This window comes from Herbidospora daliensis (genome assembly GCF_001570585.1).
GTDB classification, from domain to species: Bacteria; Actinomycetota; Actinomycetes; order Streptosporangiales; family Streptosporangiaceae; genus Herbidospora; species Herbidospora daliensis.
The window spans coordinates 819694-839183 of the sequence record NZ_BBXF01000003.1 but is presented as its reverse complement, the minus strand read 5'-3'; the positions used below and the strand labels follow the sequence as shown (position 1 = coordinate 839183).

Annotated in this window: 18 protein-coding genes; 11 read left to right on the top strand and 7 right to left on the bottom strand. The window is 72.4% G+C overall.

Going from position 1 to position 19490, the window contains the following annotated elements:
* Positions 1 to 19 precede the first annotated feature (19 nt).
* The 7 genes from AW274_RS18915 to AW274_RS18885 all read left to right on the top strand — a co-directional run bounded on the left by AW274_RS18915 (position 20) and on the right by AW274_RS18885 (position 7406).
* The gene (locus tag AW274_RS18915; protein WP_062433855.1) at positions 20 to 886 is read left to right on the top strand and encodes an NAD-dependent epimerase/dehydratase family protein; all 867 of its coding nucleotides are present in this window, start codon (positions 20 to 22) and stop codon (positions 884 to 886) included.
* Positions 886 to 2136, top strand: coding sequence for an enolase C-terminal domain-like protein (locus tag AW274_RS18910; RefSeq protein ID WP_062433852.1), 1251 nt, complete (start codon positions 886 to 888; stop codon positions 2134 to 2136). Before AW274_RS18915 ends, AW274_RS18910 begins: the two co-directional genes overlap by 1 nt.
* A gap of 45 nt (positions 2137 to 2181) precedes the next feature.
* The gene (locus AW274_RS39295) at positions 2182 to 3723 is read left to right on the top strand and encodes a substrate-binding domain-containing protein (RefSeq protein ID WP_062433849.1); all 1542 of its coding nucleotides are present in this window, start codon (positions 2182 to 2184) and stop codon (positions 3721 to 3723) included.
* 86 nt (positions 3724 to 3809) lie between these two features.
* On the top strand, positions 3810 to 5195 hold the full coding sequence (locus AW274_RS18900) for an ABC transporter substrate-binding protein (RefSeq protein WP_062433846.1): 1386 nt from the start codon (positions 3810 to 3812) through the stop codon (positions 5193 to 5195).
* Positions 5177 to 6100 (top strand): carbohydrate ABC transporter permease, encoded by a 924-nt coding sequence (locus AW274_RS18895; protein WP_062433843.1) that lies wholly within the window; start codon positions 5177 to 5179, stop codon positions 6098 to 6100. The genes AW274_RS18900 and AW274_RS18895 overlap by 19 nt, the downstream gene beginning before the upstream one ends.
* Entirely contained in the window at positions 6097 to 6921 is an 825-nt protein-coding gene (locus tag AW274_RS18890) for a carbohydrate ABC transporter permease (RefSeq protein ID WP_198169281.1), read from the top strand. The genes AW274_RS18895 and AW274_RS18890 overlap by 4 nt, the downstream gene beginning before the upstream one ends.
* 2 nt (positions 6922 to 6923) lie before the next feature.
* Positions 6924 to 7406 carry a nucleoside deaminase gene (locus tag AW274_RS18885; protein ID WP_062433839.1) on the top strand — a complete coding sequence of 161 codons (483 nt, stop codon included), beginning with the start codon at positions 6924 to 6926 and terminating at the stop codon, positions 7404 to 7406.
* On the opposite strand, the gene AW274_RS18880 is transcribed toward AW274_RS18885, so the two are convergent.
* Complete coding sequence (locus AW274_RS18880; RefSeq protein ID WP_062433836.1) at positions 7393 to 8196, bottom strand: alpha/beta fold hydrolase; 804 nt, start codon at positions 8194 to 8196, stop codon at positions 7393 to 7395. The two genes, AW274_RS18885 and AW274_RS18880, sit on opposite strands and share 14 nt — an antisense overlap.
* A 137-nt stretch (positions 8197 to 8333) precedes the next feature.
* Between AW274_RS18880 and AW274_RS18875 the strand changes: the two genes are divergently transcribed.
* Positions 8334 to 9389: a class I SAM-dependent methyltransferase gene (locus tag AW274_RS18875; protein WP_063813493.1), complete on the top strand. Its 1056-nt coding sequence runs from the start codon at positions 8334 to 8336 to the stop codon at positions 9387 to 9389.
* On the opposite strand, the gene AW274_RS18870 is transcribed toward AW274_RS18875, so the two are convergent.
* From AW274_RS18870 to AW274_RS18860, 3 genes are read right to left on the bottom strand one after another with little or no spacing between them, the layout of a single operon-like run.
* The gene (locus tag AW274_RS18870; protein WP_062433831.1) at positions 9370 to 10449 is read right to left on the bottom strand and encodes a methyltransferase; all 1080 of its coding nucleotides are present in this window, start codon (positions 10447 to 10449) and stop codon (positions 9370 to 9372) included. The two genes, AW274_RS18875 and AW274_RS18870, sit on opposite strands and share 20 nt — an antisense overlap.
* On the bottom strand, positions 10433 to 10810 hold the full coding sequence (locus tag AW274_RS18865) for a YchJ family protein (protein ID WP_062433827.1): 378 nt from the start codon (positions 10808 to 10810) through the stop codon (positions 10433 to 10435). The genes AW274_RS18870 and AW274_RS18865 overlap by 17 nt, the downstream gene beginning before the upstream one ends.
* 14 nt (positions 10811 to 10824) lie before the next feature.
* Positions 10825 to 13173 carry a PEP/pyruvate-binding domain-containing protein gene (locus tag AW274_RS18860; RefSeq protein WP_062433825.1) on the bottom strand — a complete coding sequence of 783 codons (2349 nt, stop codon included), beginning with the start codon at positions 13171 to 13173 and terminating at the stop codon, positions 10825 to 10827.
* A 115-nt stretch (positions 13174 to 13288) separates the two neighbouring features.
* Between AW274_RS18860 and AW274_RS18855 the strand changes: the two genes are divergently transcribed.
* On the top strand, positions 13289 to 14446 hold the full coding sequence (locus tag AW274_RS18855; protein WP_062433822.1) for an alkaline phosphatase PhoX: 1158 nt from the start codon (positions 13289 to 13291) through the stop codon (positions 14444 to 14446).
* Between the two features lie 162 nt (positions 14447 to 14608).
* On the opposite strand, the gene AW274_RS18850 is transcribed toward AW274_RS18855, so the two are convergent.
* Entirely contained in the window at positions 14609 to 15115 is a 507-nt protein-coding gene (locus tag AW274_RS18850) for a MarR family winged helix-turn-helix transcriptional regulator (protein WP_062433819.1), read from the bottom strand.
* Between the two features lie 45 nt (positions 15116 to 15160).
* On the opposite strand from AW274_RS18850, the gene AW274_RS18845 reads away from it, so the two are divergent.
* Both AW274_RS18845 and AW274_RS18840 read left to right on the top strand, forming a co-directional pair.
* Positions 15161 to 16060: an EamA family transporter gene (locus AW274_RS18845; protein ID WP_062433815.1), complete on the top strand. Its 900-nt coding sequence runs from the start codon at positions 15161 to 15163 to the stop codon at positions 16058 to 16060.
* Positions 16061 to 16098: 38 nt separating this feature from the next.
* Positions 16099 to 17070 carry an NAD-dependent epimerase/dehydratase family protein gene (locus tag AW274_RS18840; protein WP_062433812.1) on the top strand — a complete coding sequence of 324 codons (972 nt, stop codon included), beginning with the start codon at positions 16099 to 16101 and terminating at the stop codon, positions 17068 to 17070.
* On the opposite strand, the gene AW274_RS18835 is transcribed toward AW274_RS18840, so the two are convergent.
* Both AW274_RS18835 and AW274_RS18830 read right to left on the bottom strand, forming a co-directional pair.
* Positions 16971 to 17987 (bottom strand): winged helix-turn-helix transcriptional regulator, encoded by a 1017-nt coding sequence (locus AW274_RS18835; RefSeq protein ID WP_198169279.1) that lies wholly within the window; start codon positions 17985 to 17987, stop codon positions 16971 to 16973. The genes AW274_RS18840 and AW274_RS18835 overlap by 100 nt on opposite strands.
* Positions 17980 to 19488, bottom strand: a complete 1509-nt coding sequence (locus tag AW274_RS18830) for a carotenoid oxygenase family protein (RefSeq protein ID WP_062433809.1) — start codon at positions 19486 to 19488, stop codon at positions 17980 to 17982. Before AW274_RS18830 ends, AW274_RS18835 begins: the two co-directional genes overlap by 8 nt.
* Positions 19489 to 19490 lie beyond the last annotated feature (2 nt).

Below are 19490 nucleotides of genomic sequence, written 5' to 3'. Positions count from 1 at the left end.
TTGCGGGAGGGATGATCGAATGGCCGACACACCCCGCCGGGTGCTGGTCACGGGGGCCGCGGGCAGGCTGGGGAGAGCCACGCTCGCGCTGCTGGCCGAGTTGGGGGTCGAGGTGACCGCGCTCGATCGGGAACCGCTGGTCGCGCCGAGGGTCGTGGCAGGCGACGCGGGCGATCCGGAGACGGTCCGGCGGGCGCTCGACGGGGTCGACGCGGTGCTGCACTTCGCGGCGATCCCCGCGCCCACGCTCGGCACGCCGGTGGCGGTCTACGCGGGCAACACCCGGTCGACCTTCGTGGTGCTGGAGGAGGCCGGGCGGGCGGGGGTGCCGAGGGCGGCGCTGGCCAGCAGCCTGTCGGTGACCGGGATGCCGTGGGCGGCCAAGCCGCTGCACCCCGCCTACGTGCCCATCGATGAGCGGCTCCCGCTCCAGAACGAGGACCCCTACGGCCTGTCGAAGCAGGCCGACGAGGCCACCGGCGCGATGATGGCGCGGCGGTTCGGCATGGGCGTAGTGGCGCTGCGTTATCCGCTGCTCGGCGGGCCGGGCGACAAGTTCGACACCACCGCCGCCCGCTACGCCGACGACCCCGGCTCGGGGGCCGCCGAGTTGTGGACCTACCTCGACGACCGCGACGCCGCCCGCGCGGCCTGGCTCGCCGTGACCGCCCCGCTCACCGGCTACCACGCGGTGTTCGTGACCGCACCGACGACGCTCGCCCCGCAGCCGACGGAGGAACTGCTCGACCGCTTCCACCCCGACGCGGCCCGCCGGAGGACCTTCACGGGCCGCGAGGCGCCGGTCGACCTGACGGTGGCCGAGACCCTGCTCGGCTTCCGCGCCGAGCACCTCTTCCCCGCCGACACCTTCGGAGTCGCCCCGTGATGCCGGAAACGCAGGCCCCCTGGCCCGCCCGCGACAACCTCAGGATCACCGGGGTGCGGTCGATCGTGACCGCGCCGGGCGGGCCGCCGCTGGTGGTGGTGCGGGTCGACACCTCCGATCCGGGCCTGTACGGCCTGGGCTGCGCCACCTTCACCCAGCGCTTCCACGCCGTGGCCGCCGCCGTCGACGAGCACGTCGGGCCGATGCTGGTCGGCCGGCATCCGGCCGACATCGAGGACATCGTCCGGATGGTGCACTACTCGTCGTACTGGCGGGGCGGGCCGGTGCTGAACAGCGCGCTCTCCGGGGTCGACCAGGCCCTGTGGGACATCATGGGCAAACGCGCCGGCATGCCCGTGTACGAGCTCCTCGGCGGCCGGGTCAGGGCCGCCGCCGACACCTACCTGCACGCCGAGGGGGCGACGGTCGAGGCGACCCTCGACCACGCCCGGCGGCTGCTCGACGCGGGCTACCGCAACGTCCGGCTGCAGACGGGCGCGCCCGGTCTCGGCCACTACGGCGCTCCGGGCTCCCCGAACGGCTACCCCGGCGCGCCCTACCCCGACGGGTGGGACGTACAGCGCTACCTCCGCGAGACCCCGGCGTTGTTCGAGCGGGCCCGCCAGGAACTGGGCGACGAGCCGGGGCTGCTGCACGACGTCCATTCGCGGCTCACCGTGAAGCAGGCGGTGCAGCTGGCGCGGGCGCTCGAACCGTACCGGCTGTTCTTCCTCGAAGACCCCGTCGCGCCCGAGTACTACGACCGCCTGCCCGAGGTGCGCGGCGCGGCGCCGATGCCGATCGCGGCCGGGGAGCAGCTCGGGTCGGTCGCCGACGCGGCGCGGCTCGTCATGAACGGCGGGGTCGACCTGCTGCGGCTGCACGTCTCGGCGGTCGGCGGCCTCACGCCGGTCAGGAAACTGGTCGCGCTCTGCGAGCTGAACGGGGTCGGCACGGCCTGGCACTCCCCCGCCGACGTCTCGCCCGTCGGCTCGGCGGCCAACATCGCCCTCGACGTCACCACCCACGCGTTCCAGATCCAGGAGGGCCACGTCTACCCCGATCCGGTCGTCGAGGTCTTCCCCGGCACGATCAACCCGGTCGGCGGCTACCTCTTCCCCCACGACGCCCCGGGCTGGGGCGTCGACCTCGACGAACGCGCCGCCGCGAAGCACCCGCCGGTGACCCATCTCCACGAACGCTGGTCGGCCCGCGTGCGCCGCCCCGATGGCGGCATCGAGCCGCCTTAAGAACTTACATCGGGTGCAAGGTGCGTGTGGATATACGATCCCTCCATGGATCGGCGGGAGCGGAAGAAGGCCGAGACGCGCCGGGCGATCACCGGGGCCGCGCTGCGGCTGTTCGCCGAACGCGGGTTCGCGGCCGTCACGGTCGCCGACGTCGCCGCCGAGGCCGACGTCGCGGTCAAGACGGTGTTCAACTACTTCCCGGCCAAGGAGCAGCTGTTCTTCGACGCCGACCCGCCGCTGCTGCCGCGCGGGCCGCTGCCCGCCGAGCCGGTGCCGCAGGTCGTGGCCGGGTGGGTGGCCGCGACCGGCGTGCTCGACCCGGCGCGGGCCCGGGTCTACCGCGACGACGCCCACCTGCGGGCGCACGCCCGCGAGGCGTTCGCGGCGCGCGAGGAGGAGCTCGGCGCGGGGGTGACCGGCGCGCTGGTCGCGGCGGCGGCCCGGCGGGTGTGGGAGTCGGCGATCCTGCGGGTGGCCGAGGGCGCCCCCGCGCCGGACGCCGCCGAGCAGGCCGTCGGCGAGCTCAAGGAGGCGCTGGCCTCCTTCGCCGCGCCGCCGGTCCGCCGCGCCCCCGCGCCGCGCGCCGACGCCCGGCGGCCGAGCATCCTGCTGGTCGCCCAGGCGGCCGGGGTGAGCGCGACCACGGTGTCCCACACGCTCAACGGGCGGCGGCCGGTCGCGGCCGAGACCCGCCGGCGGGTGCTCGAGGCGATCGACCGGCTCGGCTACCGGCCCAACGTGCTGGCCCGGGGGCTGCGCACCAACCGCAGCCAGACGATCGGGCTGGTCATCCCCGACATCACCAACCCGTTCTACCCGGCGCTGGCCCGGGGGCTGCAGGACGTGCTGCGCCCGGCCGGCTACGACGAGATCATCAGCAACACCGACGGCGACCGCGACATGGAACGTGCCGCGATCGAGCAGATGATCGCCCGGCAGGTCGACGGCCTGGCGTTCGCCGTCTTCCACACCCACGCCGAAGACCTGCTGCCGGTGATCGAGGCCGGGCTGCCGGTGGTCCGGCTGGGCGGCGTGCAGGTGCAGGACGGCGTCGACCTGGTGCACAGCGACGACGAGGGCGGCGCGGCCGAGGCGACCCGCCACCTGCTGGAGACCGGCTACCGGCGCATCGGCTTCGTCTGCGGGCCGCGCGCCGAGGGGCCCGCCGCCGAGCGCGTCTCGGGCTACCGGCTGGCCCTGGCGTCGGCCGGGATCGAGGCCGACCCCCGGCTGGTCGTGCACACCAGCTTCAGCCGGTCGGGCGGCGCGGGCGGCACGTCGTGGCTGCTCGGCCTGCCCGACCCGCCCGACGCGGTGTTGTGCGCCAACGACATCATGGCGCTGGGCGCGATCGACGCCGCGATGGCCCGCGGCCTGCGCATCCCCGGCGACCTGGCGGTGATGGGCTTCGACGACATCGAGGCCGCGAGCCTGGTCTCGCCGCGGCTGACCACGATGGCCAACCCGGCCCGCGAGATCGGCCGGGCCTGCGGCGAACGGCTGCTCGCCCGCCTGGCGGGCACGGTCGCCGAGAGCTCGACCGAGACGATCATCCCGGCGCGGCTGGTCCGCCGCGAGTCGGCCTGACCCTTGACAGGGGATTTCCCGCGTGTAAATTCCAGGGACAGTCTTAACGATTTGCGTCCCACCCCCAGGGGGCCGACATGGCATCTATGAAAGCGCGAATCCTGTCCCTGGCCGCCGTCGCCACCTTGGTGGCCGCCGGTTGCTCGTCAGGCGGCGGGCAGACCGGCGGGCAGACCGGCGAACCGGCCGCGTCCGGACAGTCGATAACGATGTGGACCTTCAAACAGTCCCACGCGGCCGCACTCCAGAAGGCCGCCGAACAGTTCACCACGCAGACCGGCATCAGCGTGAAGGTCGAGGCCGTCACGCCCGACGACGTCTTCAAGAGCAAGATCCAGAGCGCCGCCCAGACGGGCGACCTGCCCGACGTGCTGGAGGCCCACGCCGCCGGTGAGGACCTGGAGCTCGGCGCCTCCGGCCTGCTCGCCGACATCAGCGGCGACGTGAACGACGCCTGGAAGGGGCGGTTCCTGCCGTCCACGCAGAACGCGGGCGTGCTCGACCAGGGCCGCATCGACCGGGCGGCCGCCGACTCGCCGTTCAAGCAGGCCAAGGCCGGGTCGATGTACGCCGTCCCGTTCACCGCCGGCGCGTTCGGCATCGTCTACGCCAACAAGGAGAAGCTCCAGGCCGCCGGGCTCAGCCCCGACACTCCCCCGGCCAGCTGGGAGGAGTTCGTGGCGGCGCTGAAGACGTCCACGGAGAAGGACCCGCAGGCGGGCGGCCTCTCGCTCGGCCTGAAGGTCAGCCAGGTCGGCTTCAACTGGATCTACCAGCCGCTCGCCCACGCCTACCTGGGCAAGGAGAAGTTCCAGGGGCTGTTCGCCAAGGACACCACGGCCGGGTTCGGCTCGCCCGACGGGGTCAAGACCCTCGACCTGTTCGCGCAGCTCACCCCCTACTGGATGCCCGGCGCGACGACCCTCGGCATCGACGAGGCCGACATCGCGTTCGCCCAGGGCAAGTCGGCCTACAACGTCGGCGGCACGTTCACGCTCGCGTTCCTGGCGCAGAACGGCATGTCGCCCGACAAGGTGCTCACCTTCCCGATCCCGCCCTCGGCGACCGGGGCGCACAAGGACATCGTGATGGCCCCGTTGGCCCTGACCTCCCTCGGTGTCACGTCCACCTCCAAGAACCGGGCCGCCGCGCTGAAGTGGATCGACTACGTCACCTCGCCGGCCGGGGCGGGCATCGTGGCCAAGGAGTCGCTCGACCTGCCGGCCACCGACCTGGGCGCCGAGGCGGCGACGCTGATGGGGCCCGAGCTGGCCGCGCTGCAGAAGTACTTCACCGGCGACCCCGCGAGCACCTACGACGCGGGCGACACGACGTTCTTCCCGGGCGGCTACGACCAGGTCAAACCGGGTGACGCCTTCGTCCGGCTGACCCCGCTCAAGGAGCTCGACCCGGCGCAGGCCGGCAAGGAGCTCGACGCGATCTTCGGAGCGATGTGGAAGTCAGCCGAGTAGCCAGGGCGACCCGGTGGAAGGAGTGGCTCACCGGCTGGGCGTTCGTCTTCCCGGCCGTGGCCCTCTTCGCGGTGATGGGCGTCTACACGATCGGCAGCGGCCTGGCCCTCAGCTTCGCGTCGTGGAACGGGTTCACCCCCGAGTGGATCTGGGTGGGCCTGGAGAACTACGCCGACCTGCTGTGGGCCGACCCCTCGCTCGCCCCGGGGGTGCGCCGGGCCGCCTGGAACACCCTCCAGGTGTGCGTGGCGGTGCCGCTGCTGACCGTGCTGATCTCGCTGCCGCTGGCGGTCATGCTCAACTCCGTGCGCCGCCTGCGGGGGCTGCTGCGCTCGGTCTACTTCCTCCCGTACGTCACCACCGGCATCGCCACCTACTACGCGTGGCGTTACCTGCTCGAACCCGAGGGCTCGATCAACCTGCTGCTGCGCTCCGCGGGCCTCGGCTCGCTGGCGCGGCCGCAGGGCTGGCTGGCCGACCCGTCGACGGCGCTCTGGACGCTGATCCTGATCCTGGTGTGGTCGTCGGTGCCGACCGCGACGCTGCTCTACCTGACCGGGCTCCAGGCGATCGACCCGAGCATGGTCGAGGCGGCCCGCATCGACGGCGCGGCCCCGCGCCAGGTGCTGCGGCGCATCATCGTGCCGCTGCTGACGCCGATGACGGCCGGGATCGTGCTGCTGGGCGTGCGCGACTCGCTGCACGGGTTCCAGATCTTCCTGATCATGACGAACGGCGGGCCCGGCGGGCACACCAACGTGCTCGCCCTGGAGACCTACGAGCTGGCCTTCTTCAAGGGGCTGGCGCCGACGCTGGGCCTGTCGAGCGCGCTCGGCTGGTTGCTCTTCGTCGGGGCCGTGCTGCTGACCCTGGCCAACGCCCGGCTGCTGAGGAGGGTGCGGTGACCGCCGCCCGCATCGCGAAGACCGCCGCCTACGCGGCGCTGACCGCCTACGCCGCGCTGAGCCTCTATCCGTTCCTGTGGATGGTGTCGGGGGCGTTCAAGACCCGCGAGGAGATCCTCGACGGCGGCCACCTGATCCCGCGCGCGCCGACGTTCGACACGATCGTCACCACGTGGAACCAGCTGGCGTTCGTCGACTACTTCCGCAACAGCCTGATCGTGACCGGGCTGACGGTGCTGGGCGTGCTGGTGGTCTACAGCCTGGCGTCCTACGCGTTCGCGGTGCTCCGGTTCCCGGGCGCGAAGGCGCTCTACTGGTTGTTCGTGGCGCTGCTGTTCGTGCCGGGCATCACGGTGCTGCTGCCGGTGGTGATCCTGGAGAACCGGCTCGGCCTGCTCGGCACCCACATGGGGCTGGTGCTGCCGTTCGTCAACGGCACGGCGCCCCTGACGGTGCTGCTGCTGACGGCGGCGTACCGGAGCGTGCCGAAGGAACTGCGCGAGGCCGCGCGGGCCGACGGCGCCAGCGAGGCGCGCATCTTCCTGCGCGTCTACCTGCCGCTGACCCGGCCCGCGCACGTCACGATCGCGGTGCTGACGGCGGTGCCGACGTGGAACGAGTACGTGCTCAGCCGGGTCTCCCTCAACGACGAGTCGCTCTACACGTTGCCCCTCGGGCTGGAGTCCCTGATTTCCGGTACCGTCGTCCGCTACAACGAGGTGCTCGCGGCATCATTGATCATGGTGCTGCCGGTGATCGTGCTGTTCGCGTTCCTGCAGCGCTACTTCGTCAACGGGCTGGTCGGTGCGGTGAAAGGGTGACGATGGCGGTTTCCGAGACGGACCTGCGGCATCTGCGGCGCTGCGTCGAGCTGGCCCACGAGGCGGTCGAGGCGGGCGAGGAGCCGTTCGGCTCGGTGCTGGCCTCGGCCGACGGGACGGTGTTCGCCGAAGACCACAACCGGACCGCCGCCGGCGACCAGACCCGCCACCCCGAGTTCGACCTGGCCCGCTGGGCCGCCAACAACCTGACGCCGGAGCAGCGGGCGGGCGCGACCGTCTACACCTCCGGCGAACACTGCCCGATGTGCTCGGCCGCCCACGCGTGGGTCGGCCTGGGCCGCATCGTGTACGCCGTCTCGGCCGCTCAGCTGACCGAGTGGCGCGACGGGTGGGGCGCGCCGTCGGCGCCGGTGCGCCCCCTCCCGATCCAGGAGGTCGCGCCGGAAGTGGTCGTCGAGGGCCCGGTCCCCTCGCTGGAGGCCGAGATGAAGGCCCTGCACCACCGCGTCGCTACTTCGAGATGAACGTCAGCAGGTCGGCGTCGAACGCCTTCTCGTACGCGCCCCTGATCCCGTGGGGCGCCCCCGGGTAGATCTGCAGGGTGGCGTCGGGGATCAGCCGCGCCGTCTTCGGGGCCGACGCCTCGAACGGCACGATCTGGTCGTCGTCGCCGTGGGCCACCAGGGCCGGCACGTCGATGCGGCGCAGGTCCTCGGTGAAGTCGGTCTCCGAGAACGCCCGTACGCATTCGAAGGCGCTCTTGACCCCGACCTGCATGCTCCACATCCAGAACGCGTCGATCGCGCCCTGGCTGATCTCGGCGTCGGGCCGGTTGAATCCGTAGAAGGGCATCGCGAGGTCTTTGTAATACTGCGACCGGTCGCCCGCGACGCCGTCGCGGATCTCGTCGAAGACCTCGATCGGGATCGAGGCCGCCATGTGCGGCGGCACCGCGCTCGCCAGCACCACCTTGTCGACCCGGCCGGTGCCGTGGCGGCCGATGTAGCGGGCGACCTCGCCGCCGCCGGTCGAGTGGCCGACGAGGACGACCTCGCGCAGGTCGAGCGTGTCGAGCAGGGCGGCCAGGTCGTCGGCGTAGGTGTCCATGTCGTTGCCGTTCCACGGCTGGTCGGAGCGCCCGCCGCCGCGCCGGTCGTGGGCGAGGCCCCGGAAGCCGTGCTCGGCGACCATCCGCAGCTGGCCGTCCCAGACGTCGGCGGTGAGCGGCCAGCCGTGGCTGAAGACGACGGGCTGCCCGGTCCCCCAGTCCTTGTAGAAGATCCTGACCCCGTCGTTCGTGGTGATGTACGGCATTTCGAATCCCCCGTTCCGGAATATGCACATTACCCAGCGAAATGGCGTCAATACTAATGGCCGAGATTTCACCCTTTCATGACCGGCGACAGAACGGTGAAAGGGCGGTGAAATGCGAATCGGGCAGGGTGGACGACATGGACACCAAGAAACTCGAAGACTTCGCGATGAAGATCACCCTGGAGGCCCTCGGCTCCGGCCTCACCCTCCAGACCCACCTGGGCGACCGGCTCGGCCTCTTCCGCGCCATGGCCGGCGCCGGCCCGCTGACCAGCGCCGAACTGGCCGCCCGCACCGGCCTGTCCGAGCGGTACGTCCGCGAGTGGCTGCGGGTGCAGGCCGTCGCCGAGCACGTCGTCTACGACCCGGCGGCGGGCACGTACGACCTGCCCGAGGAGCACGCACTGGTGCTGGCCGACGACGAGACGATCGCCGCCCGCGCCTCGGCGTCGCAGATCCAGGCCGCCTCGTGGAAGGCCGCCGACCATCTGGCCGAGGCGTTCCGCACCGGCGAGGGCTTCGCCTGGGACCGCCACGACGTCAACCTGTTCGACGGCGTGTCGCGGTTCTTCGCCCCGCTCTACCGTTTCAGCCTGGTCGACCACTGGCTGCCCGCCCTCGACGGCGTCACCGAACGGCTGGAGGCCGGGGCGCGCGTGCTCGACGTCGGCTGCGGCATGGGCACCTCGTCGATCCTGATGGCCGAGGCCTACCCGAACTCCCGTTTCGAGGGCCTCGACACCCACGAGCCGTCGATCGAGGCGGCGCGCCTGGCCGCCAAGGACGCCGGGGTCGACGCCCGGGTGTGCTTCCACGTCGCCGACTCGGGCGAGGAGCAGTACGGGGAATGGGACCTGATCTGCTTCTTCGACGCCCTCCACGACATGGGCGACCCGCTGGCGGCGGCGACCCGGGCCCGCGCGGCGCTGGCCGAGGGCGGCACCGTCCTGGTCGTCGAGCCCTTCTCGGCCGACCGGCTGGAGGACACGATCGGCAACCCGATCGCGGCGATCTACGCGGGGTCGTCGGTCATGTTGTGCCTGCCGCACAGCCTGTCGGAGGGCGCCAGGCTGGGGCTGGGCAACCAGTCGGGCCCCGCGCGCATCGAGGCGCTGCTGCGGGAGGCCGGCTTCGGCCGGGTGCGGACCGCCCTGACGACCGACTTCAACCTGGTCATCGAGGCCCGCGTCTGACGGCGCTGAGCACGACGAACTTGGGGTCGCCGGCGACCAGAACCGCGTTGCCGAACAGGCGCTTCAGCTTCACGTGGTAGCCGAGGTGCCGGTTGCCGACGATCCGCAACTCGCCGCCGGGCCGCAGGGCCCGCTTGGCCTGGGTGAACATGCGCCACGCCGTCGCGTCGGTGACGGCCTGGTGCTCGTGGAACGGCGGGTTGCACAACACCAGGTCGACCGACCCGGGCTCGGCGCCGGCCAGCCCGTCGCCGACCAGGAAATCGGCCGGGCCCGGCGCGTTGGCGCGGGCGGAGGCGACGGCCGCGTAGGACTCGTCGACGAACAGCACCTCGGCGTCGGGGTTGGCGCGCAGCACGAACGCCCCGACGATCCCGTTGCCGCAGCCGAGGTCGACCACCCGCTGGCCCTTGGCGGTCGCGGGCAGGTACTTCAGGAAGAACCGGGTGCCGACGTCGAGCCGGTCGGCGCAGAACACCCCGGCGTGGTTGACCAGGTCGAGACCCTCGTGCGTGTACGTCACCGGGAACCGGCTCGCGACCGGCGCCGGGCGCGGCTCGGTGAAGATCAGCCGGGCCTTCTTCACCGCCAGGGAGGTGCGGGTCGGGCCGAGGATCTTCTCGAACAGGGCCAGCGTGGAGGTGTGGATCTCCTTGACCATGCCCGCGCCGAGGATGCGGGTGCCCTCGTGGACCGCCGGGGCGAGCCGGATCAGCTGGTCTTCGAGCAGGGCGAGGCTCTTGGGGATGCGGACCAGCAGCGTGTCGATGCGCGGCGGCGGGGCGTCGTGGGTCGACAGCAGCGTGGCCTCGGGCCGGCCGAGCCGGGCCAGGTTGGCGCGGGTGGCCTGCTGGGTCAGGTAGGAGTCGGTGATCTGGACGGGCCGGTGTGCCGCGAGCGCGGTGACCAGCGCGCCCCAGCGGTCGCCGAACACCACGACCGTGCCGTGGGGCTCGCCGAGCTCGTCAAGAAGGTATTCGTCGGCGGCGTCCCAGGCCCGGAACGGGTCGCGCGGGTCGTCGGGGAAGCGGCGCAGGCCGAGGTCAGAGAGCGGCGACATAGACCCAGCGGCCGTCTTCCCGGGAGAACGTGCTGTGCTCCTCCAGCACCCCGGCCCGGCCGCGCTCGGCGTAGTGGGCCCGGAACCGGACGGTCCCCTCGGTGTGCACCGCCGAGCCGCCGGAGGTCTCCAGGATCTCCAGGCTGGTCCAGCGGGTCTTGCGGTCGAGGTCGAGGCGCGCCGGCCTGGTCGTGGAGTGCCAGGTGGTGAGCAGGTAGGCGGTGTCGCCCTTGGCGTAGGCGGCGAACCGCGACCGCATCAGCGCCTCGGCGGTCGGCGCCGCCGCCGCGCCGGCGTGGAACCGCCCGCAACACTCCCGATATCCCTTGCCGGATCCGCAAGGACAGCCCGTCTCGACCACCCGGCCATTCTTCCCTAGTCCAGGACCTCGACCGTCCCGGCCGAGCCGTCGACCCGCACGCGGGCGCCGTCGCGGATGCGGCTCGTCGCGTCGCCGGTGCCGACGACGGCGGGGATGCCCAGTTCGCGGGCCACGATCGCGGCGTGCGACAGGGGCGCGCCGACGTCGGTGACCACGGCGGCGGCGCGCGGGAACAGCGGGGTCCAGCCGACGTTGGTCACGTTCGTCACCAGGATCTCCCCGGCGGCCAGGTGCCCGGCCTCGGTCATCGACGGGATGACCCGGGCGATGCCCTCGACCACCCCGGCCGCGCCGGGGAAGCCGCTGATCGCCCCGTTCCCGACGGCGGCCCCCGTCGTCTCGCCCGCGTAGTCGGACCGCCGGTCGGGGTCGGCGGCCCAGCGTTCGGGGTCGAACGCGCCCCGGACGACCCCCGGGTAGGGCGGCAGCGACCGGTAGTGGTGGTAGGCGGCGCGCCGCGCGTCGATCAGGCCGAGCACGCCCCGGTCGCCCCGGAGCAGCCGCAGGATCTCGCCGACGCGCAGGAAAAAGACGTCCTCGCCGATCCCGGTGACCGACCCGGCCCGGCGCACCCAGTCGCGCAGCACCCAGAACGCCCGGACCGCCTCCGACCGCGCCTCCTCCCGGTCCTGGACGATCTCGCTCCACCGCCGGATCCGGCCCCAGTAGCGGTAGGCGTTGCGCGGGTCGTGCTCCTTGAACCGCCGCCACGCCGCCCGCGAAGCCCCCTCCTGCCGGTTGAGCAGCTCGATCGGGTCCTCCGACAGGCCGTCGAGCTCGCTGCCGAGCCATTCCGGGTCCTCCCCCGGGCGGGCGGCCGACAGTTCGAGCTCGTCGGGGCAGCGGTGCCCCCAGCGGTGGGCGTACTCCTCCCGGGACAGCCGGCCGCGTTTCACCTCGCCCAGGCCGAGCAGCGGCCCCATGCTCTCCAGGTGGGCGCCGAACCCGCTGGTCAGCGCGTTGGCGTCGGCCGCGCCGACGAGGTCCTCCAAGCGGTTGCGCAGGTAGATCAGGCTGCCGGCGTCCTGCCGTCCGGCGGCGGCCAGCAGGCGGTTGCACTCGCGGAAGTAGGGCTCGACCGCGCCCCGCCACAGGCCGGTCAGGTCGTTGCTGACCGCGATCAGGGTGCGCAGGTCGTCGGCCCGGCGGCGGACGCGCGGCAGCATGCGGTCGAGCCGCCGGGCGTAGGGGATCAGCGCCAGCCGCCCGCGCAGCAGCGGGATCATCGCCCGCACGAGCTGGGGCCTGGTCAGCCGCAGGAGCGGGACCTCGGCGTCGTCGGGCAGCCGGCCGAAGACCGGGCGCAGGCCGTCCCTGATCACCCGGTTGAGGCCGAAGGCGTCGCCGATGGTCAGCAGGACCGACAGGTTCATGTAGAAGCGCCCGCCGATGTTGCCGCACATCGGGTGCCCGGCGAACGACCCGGCGATCATCGCGTCGGCCATGAACCGCTGGATGACCGACCAGGTCACCGGCGTCATGACGCTCGGGATGGCCTCCCCGAGGTTGCCGTTGCTCCACAGGTAGTCGCCGAGCAGGGAGTCGTTCCACACCTCCCGCCGCCCGGTGATCGGCCGAGCCTGCAGGATGTACGGCTTCGCCGCGGCGATGCCCCATTCGACGTCCATCGGCATTCCGTACAGGATCTCGATGCGCCGGCCGAGGCCGGTCAGCGCCATCACCTGCTCGCGCGTCAGCGTGGGCACCGACCGCAGGTCGCCGGGCACCGGAACCAGCCCCGACGTGCCCGCCATGACGGTCTTCTCGGAGATCGTCTCCTCGATGTGGCCGTCGCGGTCGACGGCGTAGACGTCGGGCGTGACCGTGCCGCCCGCGACGGTCTCCCCCAGGCCCCAGGCCGCGTTGATCACCAGTTTCCCGTCGAGCTCGGTGAACATCACCCCGGACACCGACGCGTCGACGAGCTCCTGGACGACCACCGCCATGCCCGGCCGCTCGATGCCCGCCCGCTCGCGGTAGGCCCGCGCCCGGTCGTTGTCGAGCGAGCCCCAGCACCGCTCCACCGCGTCGATCACCGCCGCGGCCCCCCGGACCCCGAGGTAGGTGTCGTGCTGCCCCGCGAACGACACGTCGGGCCGGTCTTCCGCGGTGGCCGACGACCGCACAGCGACCGGCACGTCGTCGCCCATCGCCCGGTAGGCCGCCGTGATCTCGGCGGTCACCTCGCGGTTCATGCCGGCCTCGCGGGCGGCGACGGTGACGTGGAACCCGCCCGGCACCGGCAGCCCCGCCGACGCGAGCCGCGCGAGCGACGCGCCTTTGCCCCCGGCGGTGCCGGCGTCGGCGGATTCGCTGGTCAAGGGCAGGGTGTACGGGCTCATTTCGGGATGATGCCGGAAACTCGGACATACCAAACCCGTCACTCAGCGCCCGCACTGCGTTCACCGTGTGTAAACATTACGAGGCTTACAGTCCCAGTCAAGGAGGTAAGAAATCATGGAAAGACGCAATTTCCTTCGCGCTTCCGTCCTGGGTGCGAGCACGGTGGCCTTCTCCGGATCGCTCTGGCAGGGCGCCGCGCTGGCGGCCCCGGCCCAGCCCGCGACCGGCCCCTACGGCGCGCTCCAGGCGGCCGACGCCAACGGCATCCGGCTGCCCGCGGGCTTCACCAGCCGGGTGGTCGCCCGGTCGCGGCAGGTGGTCTCCGGCACCTCGTACACCTGGCACGACGCCCCCGACGGCGGGGCCTGCTTCGCCGACGGGTCCGGCTGGATCTACGTCTCCAACTCCGAGATCAACCCCGGCGGCGGCGCGTCGGCGCTCCGCTTCAACGCGGCCGGCACCGTCGTTTCGGCCAACCGGATCCTGTCGGACACCCGGCAGAACTGCGCGGGCGGCAAGACCCCGTGGAACACCTGGTTGTCGTGCGAGGAGGTCAGCCGGGGCTTCGTCTACGAGACCTACCCCTTCGGCGGTGCGGCGGTGCAGCGCCCGGCGATGGGCCGGTTCACCCACGAGGCCGCCGCGGCCGACCCGGTCCGCCGGGTCGTCTACCTGACCGAAGACGAGACGAACGGCCGCTTCTACCGCTTCGTCCCGGCCACCTGGGGCGACCTGTCGGCGGGCACCCTGCAGGTCATGGTGGCCGGCTCGGGCACCAGCGGCTCGTTCACCTGGGCGACCGTCCCCGACCCCGACGGCAGCCCGACCCTGACCCGCAACCAGGTGCCGGGGTCGAAGTCGTTCAACGGCGGCGAGGGCTGCTACTACGCGAACGACACCGTCTGGTTCACCACCAAGGGCGACAACCGGGTGTGGCAGGTCAACCTGGTGAACAACACCTACGAACTGGCCTACGACGACAGCCTCGTCACCTCGGGCACGCCCCCGCTGACCGGCGTCGACAACGTGACCGGCTCGACCTCGGGCGACCTCTACGTCGCCGAGGACGGCGGCAACATGGAGATCTGCATGATCACCCCCGACGACCGGATCTCCCCGTTCCTCCGCATCAGCGGCCAGAGCTCCTCGGAGATCACCGGCCCCGCCTTCAACCCGGCGGGCGACCGCCTCTACTTCTCCTCCCAGCGGGGCACGTCGGGTTCGTCGTCGGGCGGCATCACCTACTGCGTGACCGGCCCCTTCCGCCGCTGAACCGAGGGCGGCCCGTGCACAACCCGGGTCCGCTCCGGCCGAGGTCCTTAACGGCTCTTTTCCGTTACGGCTCCGCCCGCCACGGCACCGCCCGCCGCACCCGGGCGGTCGCCGTGACCGGCGCTCCGCACCCGCTCAAGGCCCGCGCCGCGACGGACCGCCTCAGGCGGGAGGTTCGGCGACGGGCAGTTCGAAGACCGCCAGCCACGTGGTGAGGATCGCTTCGAGGCGTTCGGCGTCTTCGGGGGGCAGGGCGTCGAGGAGGCGGCGTTCGTTGGCCATGTGCTCGGCGAAGGCCGCGTCGATCAGCTCCAGCCCGGCCGTCGTCAGGGCGACCACGCGGCCGCGGCCGTCCGACTCGCTGGGGCGGCGGGTGACGAGCCCGGCCTGCTCCAGCCGGTCGACGCGTTTGCTCATCGCCCCGGTGGTGACCATGGTGTGGGCGGCGAGCTCGCCGGGGGCCCGTTCGTAGGGGGCCCCGGCCCGGCGCAGCGTGGCCAGCACGTCGAACTCGCCCTCGGCCAGCCCGAACCGCCGGTAGACGAGGCAGAGCCGTTCGGTCAGGTGCCCGGCGACGCGGTGGAGGCGGCCGATCACCCCGGCCGGCGTGACGTCGAGGTCGGGCCGCTCGCGGGCCCATTCCTGCTGGATGCGCGCGACGTGATCCATCACGCGGGTCAGGATATATCTTCCATGGAAGCTATATTTACTTCCATGGAAGCTACCTGGCGGTGGGTCCCGATCACGGCCGTCGCCCCCATCGCGTGGGGCACGACCTACTACGTCACCCACGAGTTCCTCCCCGCCTCCCACCCCCTCTACGGCGCCGTGTTCCGCGCCCTCCCCGCCGGTCTGCTTCTGCTGCTGGTGACCAGGAAGCTGCCCCACGGCTCGTGGTGGTGGCGCTCGCTCGTGCTCGGCACGCTGAACATGAGCGTCTTCTTCGCCCTGATCTACCTGGCCGCGCAGCTCCTCCCGTCGAGCGTGGCGTCCACGATCATGGCGACCTCCCCGATGGTGATGATGCTGCTCGCCTGGGGCCTGGTCGCCGAACGCCCCGCCGTCACCCACCTGATCGGCGCGGGCGTCGGCGTGGCCGGCGTCGCGCTGACCGTGCTGACCGGCGCGGAGGCGGTCAACGGCTGGGGCGTGCTGGCGTCGGTCTCCGCGATGATCCTTTCGTCGGTGGGCTTCATCCTGGCCAAACGATGGGGCCGGGGGGCCGGCGTGCTGCCGTCCACGGCCTGGCAGCTCACGGCGGGCGGCCTGGTGCTGCTGCCGGTCGCCGTCATCGCCGAGGGCGCGCCCCCGGCCGTGGACGCCCCGGCGATCGGCGCGTTCGCCTACATCGCGCTGGTCGGCACCGCCCTGGCCTTCGCCGCCTGGTTCACCGGCCTGCGCCACCTGCCGGCCGGCACGGTCGGCCTCATCGGCCTGCTCAACCCGGTGACCGGCGTGGTGGTCGGCACCGTGGTCGCCGCCGAGACCCTCACCCCGGTGCAGGTCGGCGGGCTGGTCCTGACCTTCGCCGGCATCCTGCTGGGCCGCCCGGTCACCCGCAAGACGCCCGAACCCCCGGTGGACGCCCCCCGCGAGGCGTCATTGGCACGATGATGGGACGCAGCGGACATCCGGCACGGATTGGAACGAACATGCGCGTCGTCGTCATCGGTGGAAGCGGACACATCGGCACCTACCTGGTGCCCCGGCTGGTACGAGCCGGGCACGAGGTCGTCACCGTCAGCCGGGGCTCCCGGGCCGCCTACACCGACTCGCCCGAATGGCGTGAGGTGCGCCAGGTCGTCGCCGACCGGGAGCAGCAGGACCGCGAGGGCGTCTTCGGCGACACGGTGGCCGCCCTGAACCCCGACGCGGTCGTCGACCTGGTCTGCTTCACCCTCGAATCGGCCACCGCGCTGGTCGGGCGGCTGCGCGGCGCGACCGGCCACCTGCTCCACTGCGGCTCCATCTGGCGGTACGGCCCCAGCCACGCCCTGCCGATCACCGAGGCCACCGGCACCCCGCCGGTCGGCGAGTACGGCGTCCAGAAGGACCTGATCGCCCGCATGCTGAAGGAGGAGACGGCCGGCGGCGGCCTGGTCACCACCTCCCTCCACCCCGGCCACATCGTCGGCCCCGGCTGGCACCCGATCGGCCCCCTGGGCAACCTCGACCCGGGCGTCTGGACCACGCTCTCGGCGGGCCGCCCGCTGCGGATTCCGGGGATCGGCGCCGAGCTCATGCACCACGTCCACGCCGACGACGTCGCCCAGGCGTTCGAACTGGCCCTCGGCCGGCGGGACGCGGCGGCGGGCCAGGACTTCAACGTCGTCGCCGCCACCGCCCTGAACGTGCGCGGCTACGCCCACCACGCGGCGGCCTGGTTCGGGCAGGAGGCGACGCTGGAGACGGTGACCTGGGAGGAGTTCCGCGCCGAGACGCCCGCCGAGCACGCGCAGGCGAGCTGGGAGCACCTCCACCGCGACCACTACTGCTCGATCGCGAAGGCGACGGCCCTGCTCGGCTACGACCCGGGGTACTCGCCGGAGGCCGCCATCCTGGAGTCGGTCCGCCGGCTGGTCGACGACGGCGAGATCAAGGCGGCCGGTCCGCTCGTCGCCTGAACCACGACGTCCTGCCCGCGCAGCGCCGTCGCGCAGGTCCCGCACGCCAGCCGGGGCAGGAAGTCCTGTCCGCACCCGTGGTGCCGGTAGAGCAGCGCCGGCCCCTCGGGCGCGAGGAACCAGCGCTGCCCCCAGGTGATGGCCGTCACCACGACGGGGAAGAACGCCCGCCCCTTGCCGGTGAGGTGGTAGGTCGACCAGTCGGCCCGGTCGGCCGACGGCGCCTGCTCGAAGATGCCCAGGTCGCAGAAGACGCGCAGCCGGTCGGCCACGATGGCGGGCGGCGCGCCGAGGAGCCGCTCGAAGTCGCGGAACCGGTGGAGGCCCTGGAACGCGCCCCCGAGCATGGCCGCCGACCAGCGGTTCCCGATCAGGCTCATGGTCTGCGGGAAGAGCCCGGCCGAGGGGGAGGCGACCCGCCGCCGGGTGGTGCCCGAGGGCGCCGACCGCGCCCACGTGCCCGACGGGCCGAAGGTCCCGGCGACGTCGCGGGGCGCCGTCGCCGCGCCGCACGCCTGGCAGCCCAGGACCGGCGTGAACGCCGACCCGCAACCCCGGTGGACCATCACCGGCAGCGACTCGGCGTGGTCGGGCACCCAGGCCGACTCCCACGCCCAGACGGTGAGCAGCACCGGCCAGAGGTCGCGCCCGCGTTTGGTCAGCCGGTACTCCGGCCGCTTCGAGACCGTGGAGGTCTTCTTGAAGACGCCCGCCTCGGTGAGGGCGGCCAGCCGCCCGGTCAGCACGGCGTGGGAGATCGGCAGCGCCCTGCGCCACTCCCCGTAGCGCCGGACGCCCATCATGGCGTACCGGAGGATGAGCAGGTTCCACTCGTCGCCGACCAGGCCGAGGGTCATGCCGACCGCGTTCGTGCCCCCCGGTTCGAGGACGGTGGGGCGGGATCCCGGATCAGGCAAGCCCGACGGCCCGTTCGGGTGACTCCGCGGTGCCCCAGCCGGGGATGGTGTGGCCGGGGGCCCAGGTGGCGTGGGTGCCGCTGGAGATCCGTTCGGGCAGCCGGATGCGGGCCAGCGGGCCGTCGGCGACCCGGGCGGCGTCGAAGATCAGGCATTCCGACCGGTCGTGGTTCATGTCCGTGGTCAGCGTGACCAGATAGCCGTCGTCCTCGGCGGCCGCCCCGGCGCGGGGGGCCATGGCGGGCTCGCTGCCGTAGACGTTCGCCGGCAGCTTGTACGTCTCCTCCTTGCCGGTGAGCAGGTCGTGCTTGGTCACCCCGTCGAACAGGAACCAGCCCTCGACCCCGGTGGCCGCGTAGGCGTAGCGGTAGCCGACGCCGCCGTGGCGGGCGTTGAGCACCCCGAACTCGGTGACGGAGTCGGTGAGGCGTTCCTCCCTGCACTGTCCCGTCTTCAGGTTCAGCCGCCAGCGGTGCAGTTTGGTCTTCATCCGGTCGAGCGCCAGGAAGCGGAACATGCGCTGGTAGTAGCTGCCGTCGCCGATGTCCTTGGGCTCCGGGTCCTCCTGGAAGAAGCCGTCGAGCACGATCTCGTCGCCCTCCTCGTAGGCGTTCACCCAGTGCAGGACGTAGGTGGGGGCGGCCTCGAACCACTGGACCCTCGTGCCCGTGCGGGGGATGACGCCGATGCGCAGCGGGAGGTCGGGGTGGAAACGCGCGGCGTGCCTGCCCTGTCTCAGCAGCGCCGGGTCCCAGAACATCGGGCAGTCGTTGAGGATCGCGTAGTTCTCGGTGAACGCCATGTCGTGCGGCAGCCGGGGGCCGGGCAGCGGGACGTCGACGTAGTGGGTCAGCCGGTTGTCGGCGGAGACGACGCCGTAGTGCATGTAGGGCTCGTCGGTGCCGTAGTTGAAGAACAGCAGTTCGCCGGTGCGCGGGTCGACCTTCGTGTGCGCGGAGACGCCGCAGGCGTAGGGGAAGTCGCCGTGCCAGTCGGCCTTGCCGAGCGTCTCCAGGGTGAGCGGGTCGAGCCGGTAGAGGTCGCCGCACTGGTAGAAGCTCGTCAGCGCCACTCCGGCGTGCACGACGACGTCGGTCGAGGAGGCGTCCTTGAGGCCGCCGCGCGCGCCCCAGCCGTCGCGCAGCGAGAGCGAGGGGCGTTCGGCCAGGCCCGCCCACAGGGGCCCGCCCGCCTCGGCCTCGGCGAGGAAGCCGTCGGTGCGCACGAAGCGGTTGCGGTAGAAGGCCGTGCCGTCGCGGAAGCCGATCACGTGGACCATGGCGTCGCCGTCGAACGGGTGGTAACGCTCGAAGGCCGGGTGGACGGGGTTCTCGGTGTTGCGCAGGTAGACGCCGTCGAGGTCGGCCGGGATCTCGCCGACGACGTCGAGGCCGTCGGCCCGCCACTCGGTGGTCTGCGGCCGCCACGGGCCGGTCCGGTAGGGGTGGTCGTCATCCTCCGGAAGGGTCGACAGGACCCGTGCGACGACGTCGACGTCCATTG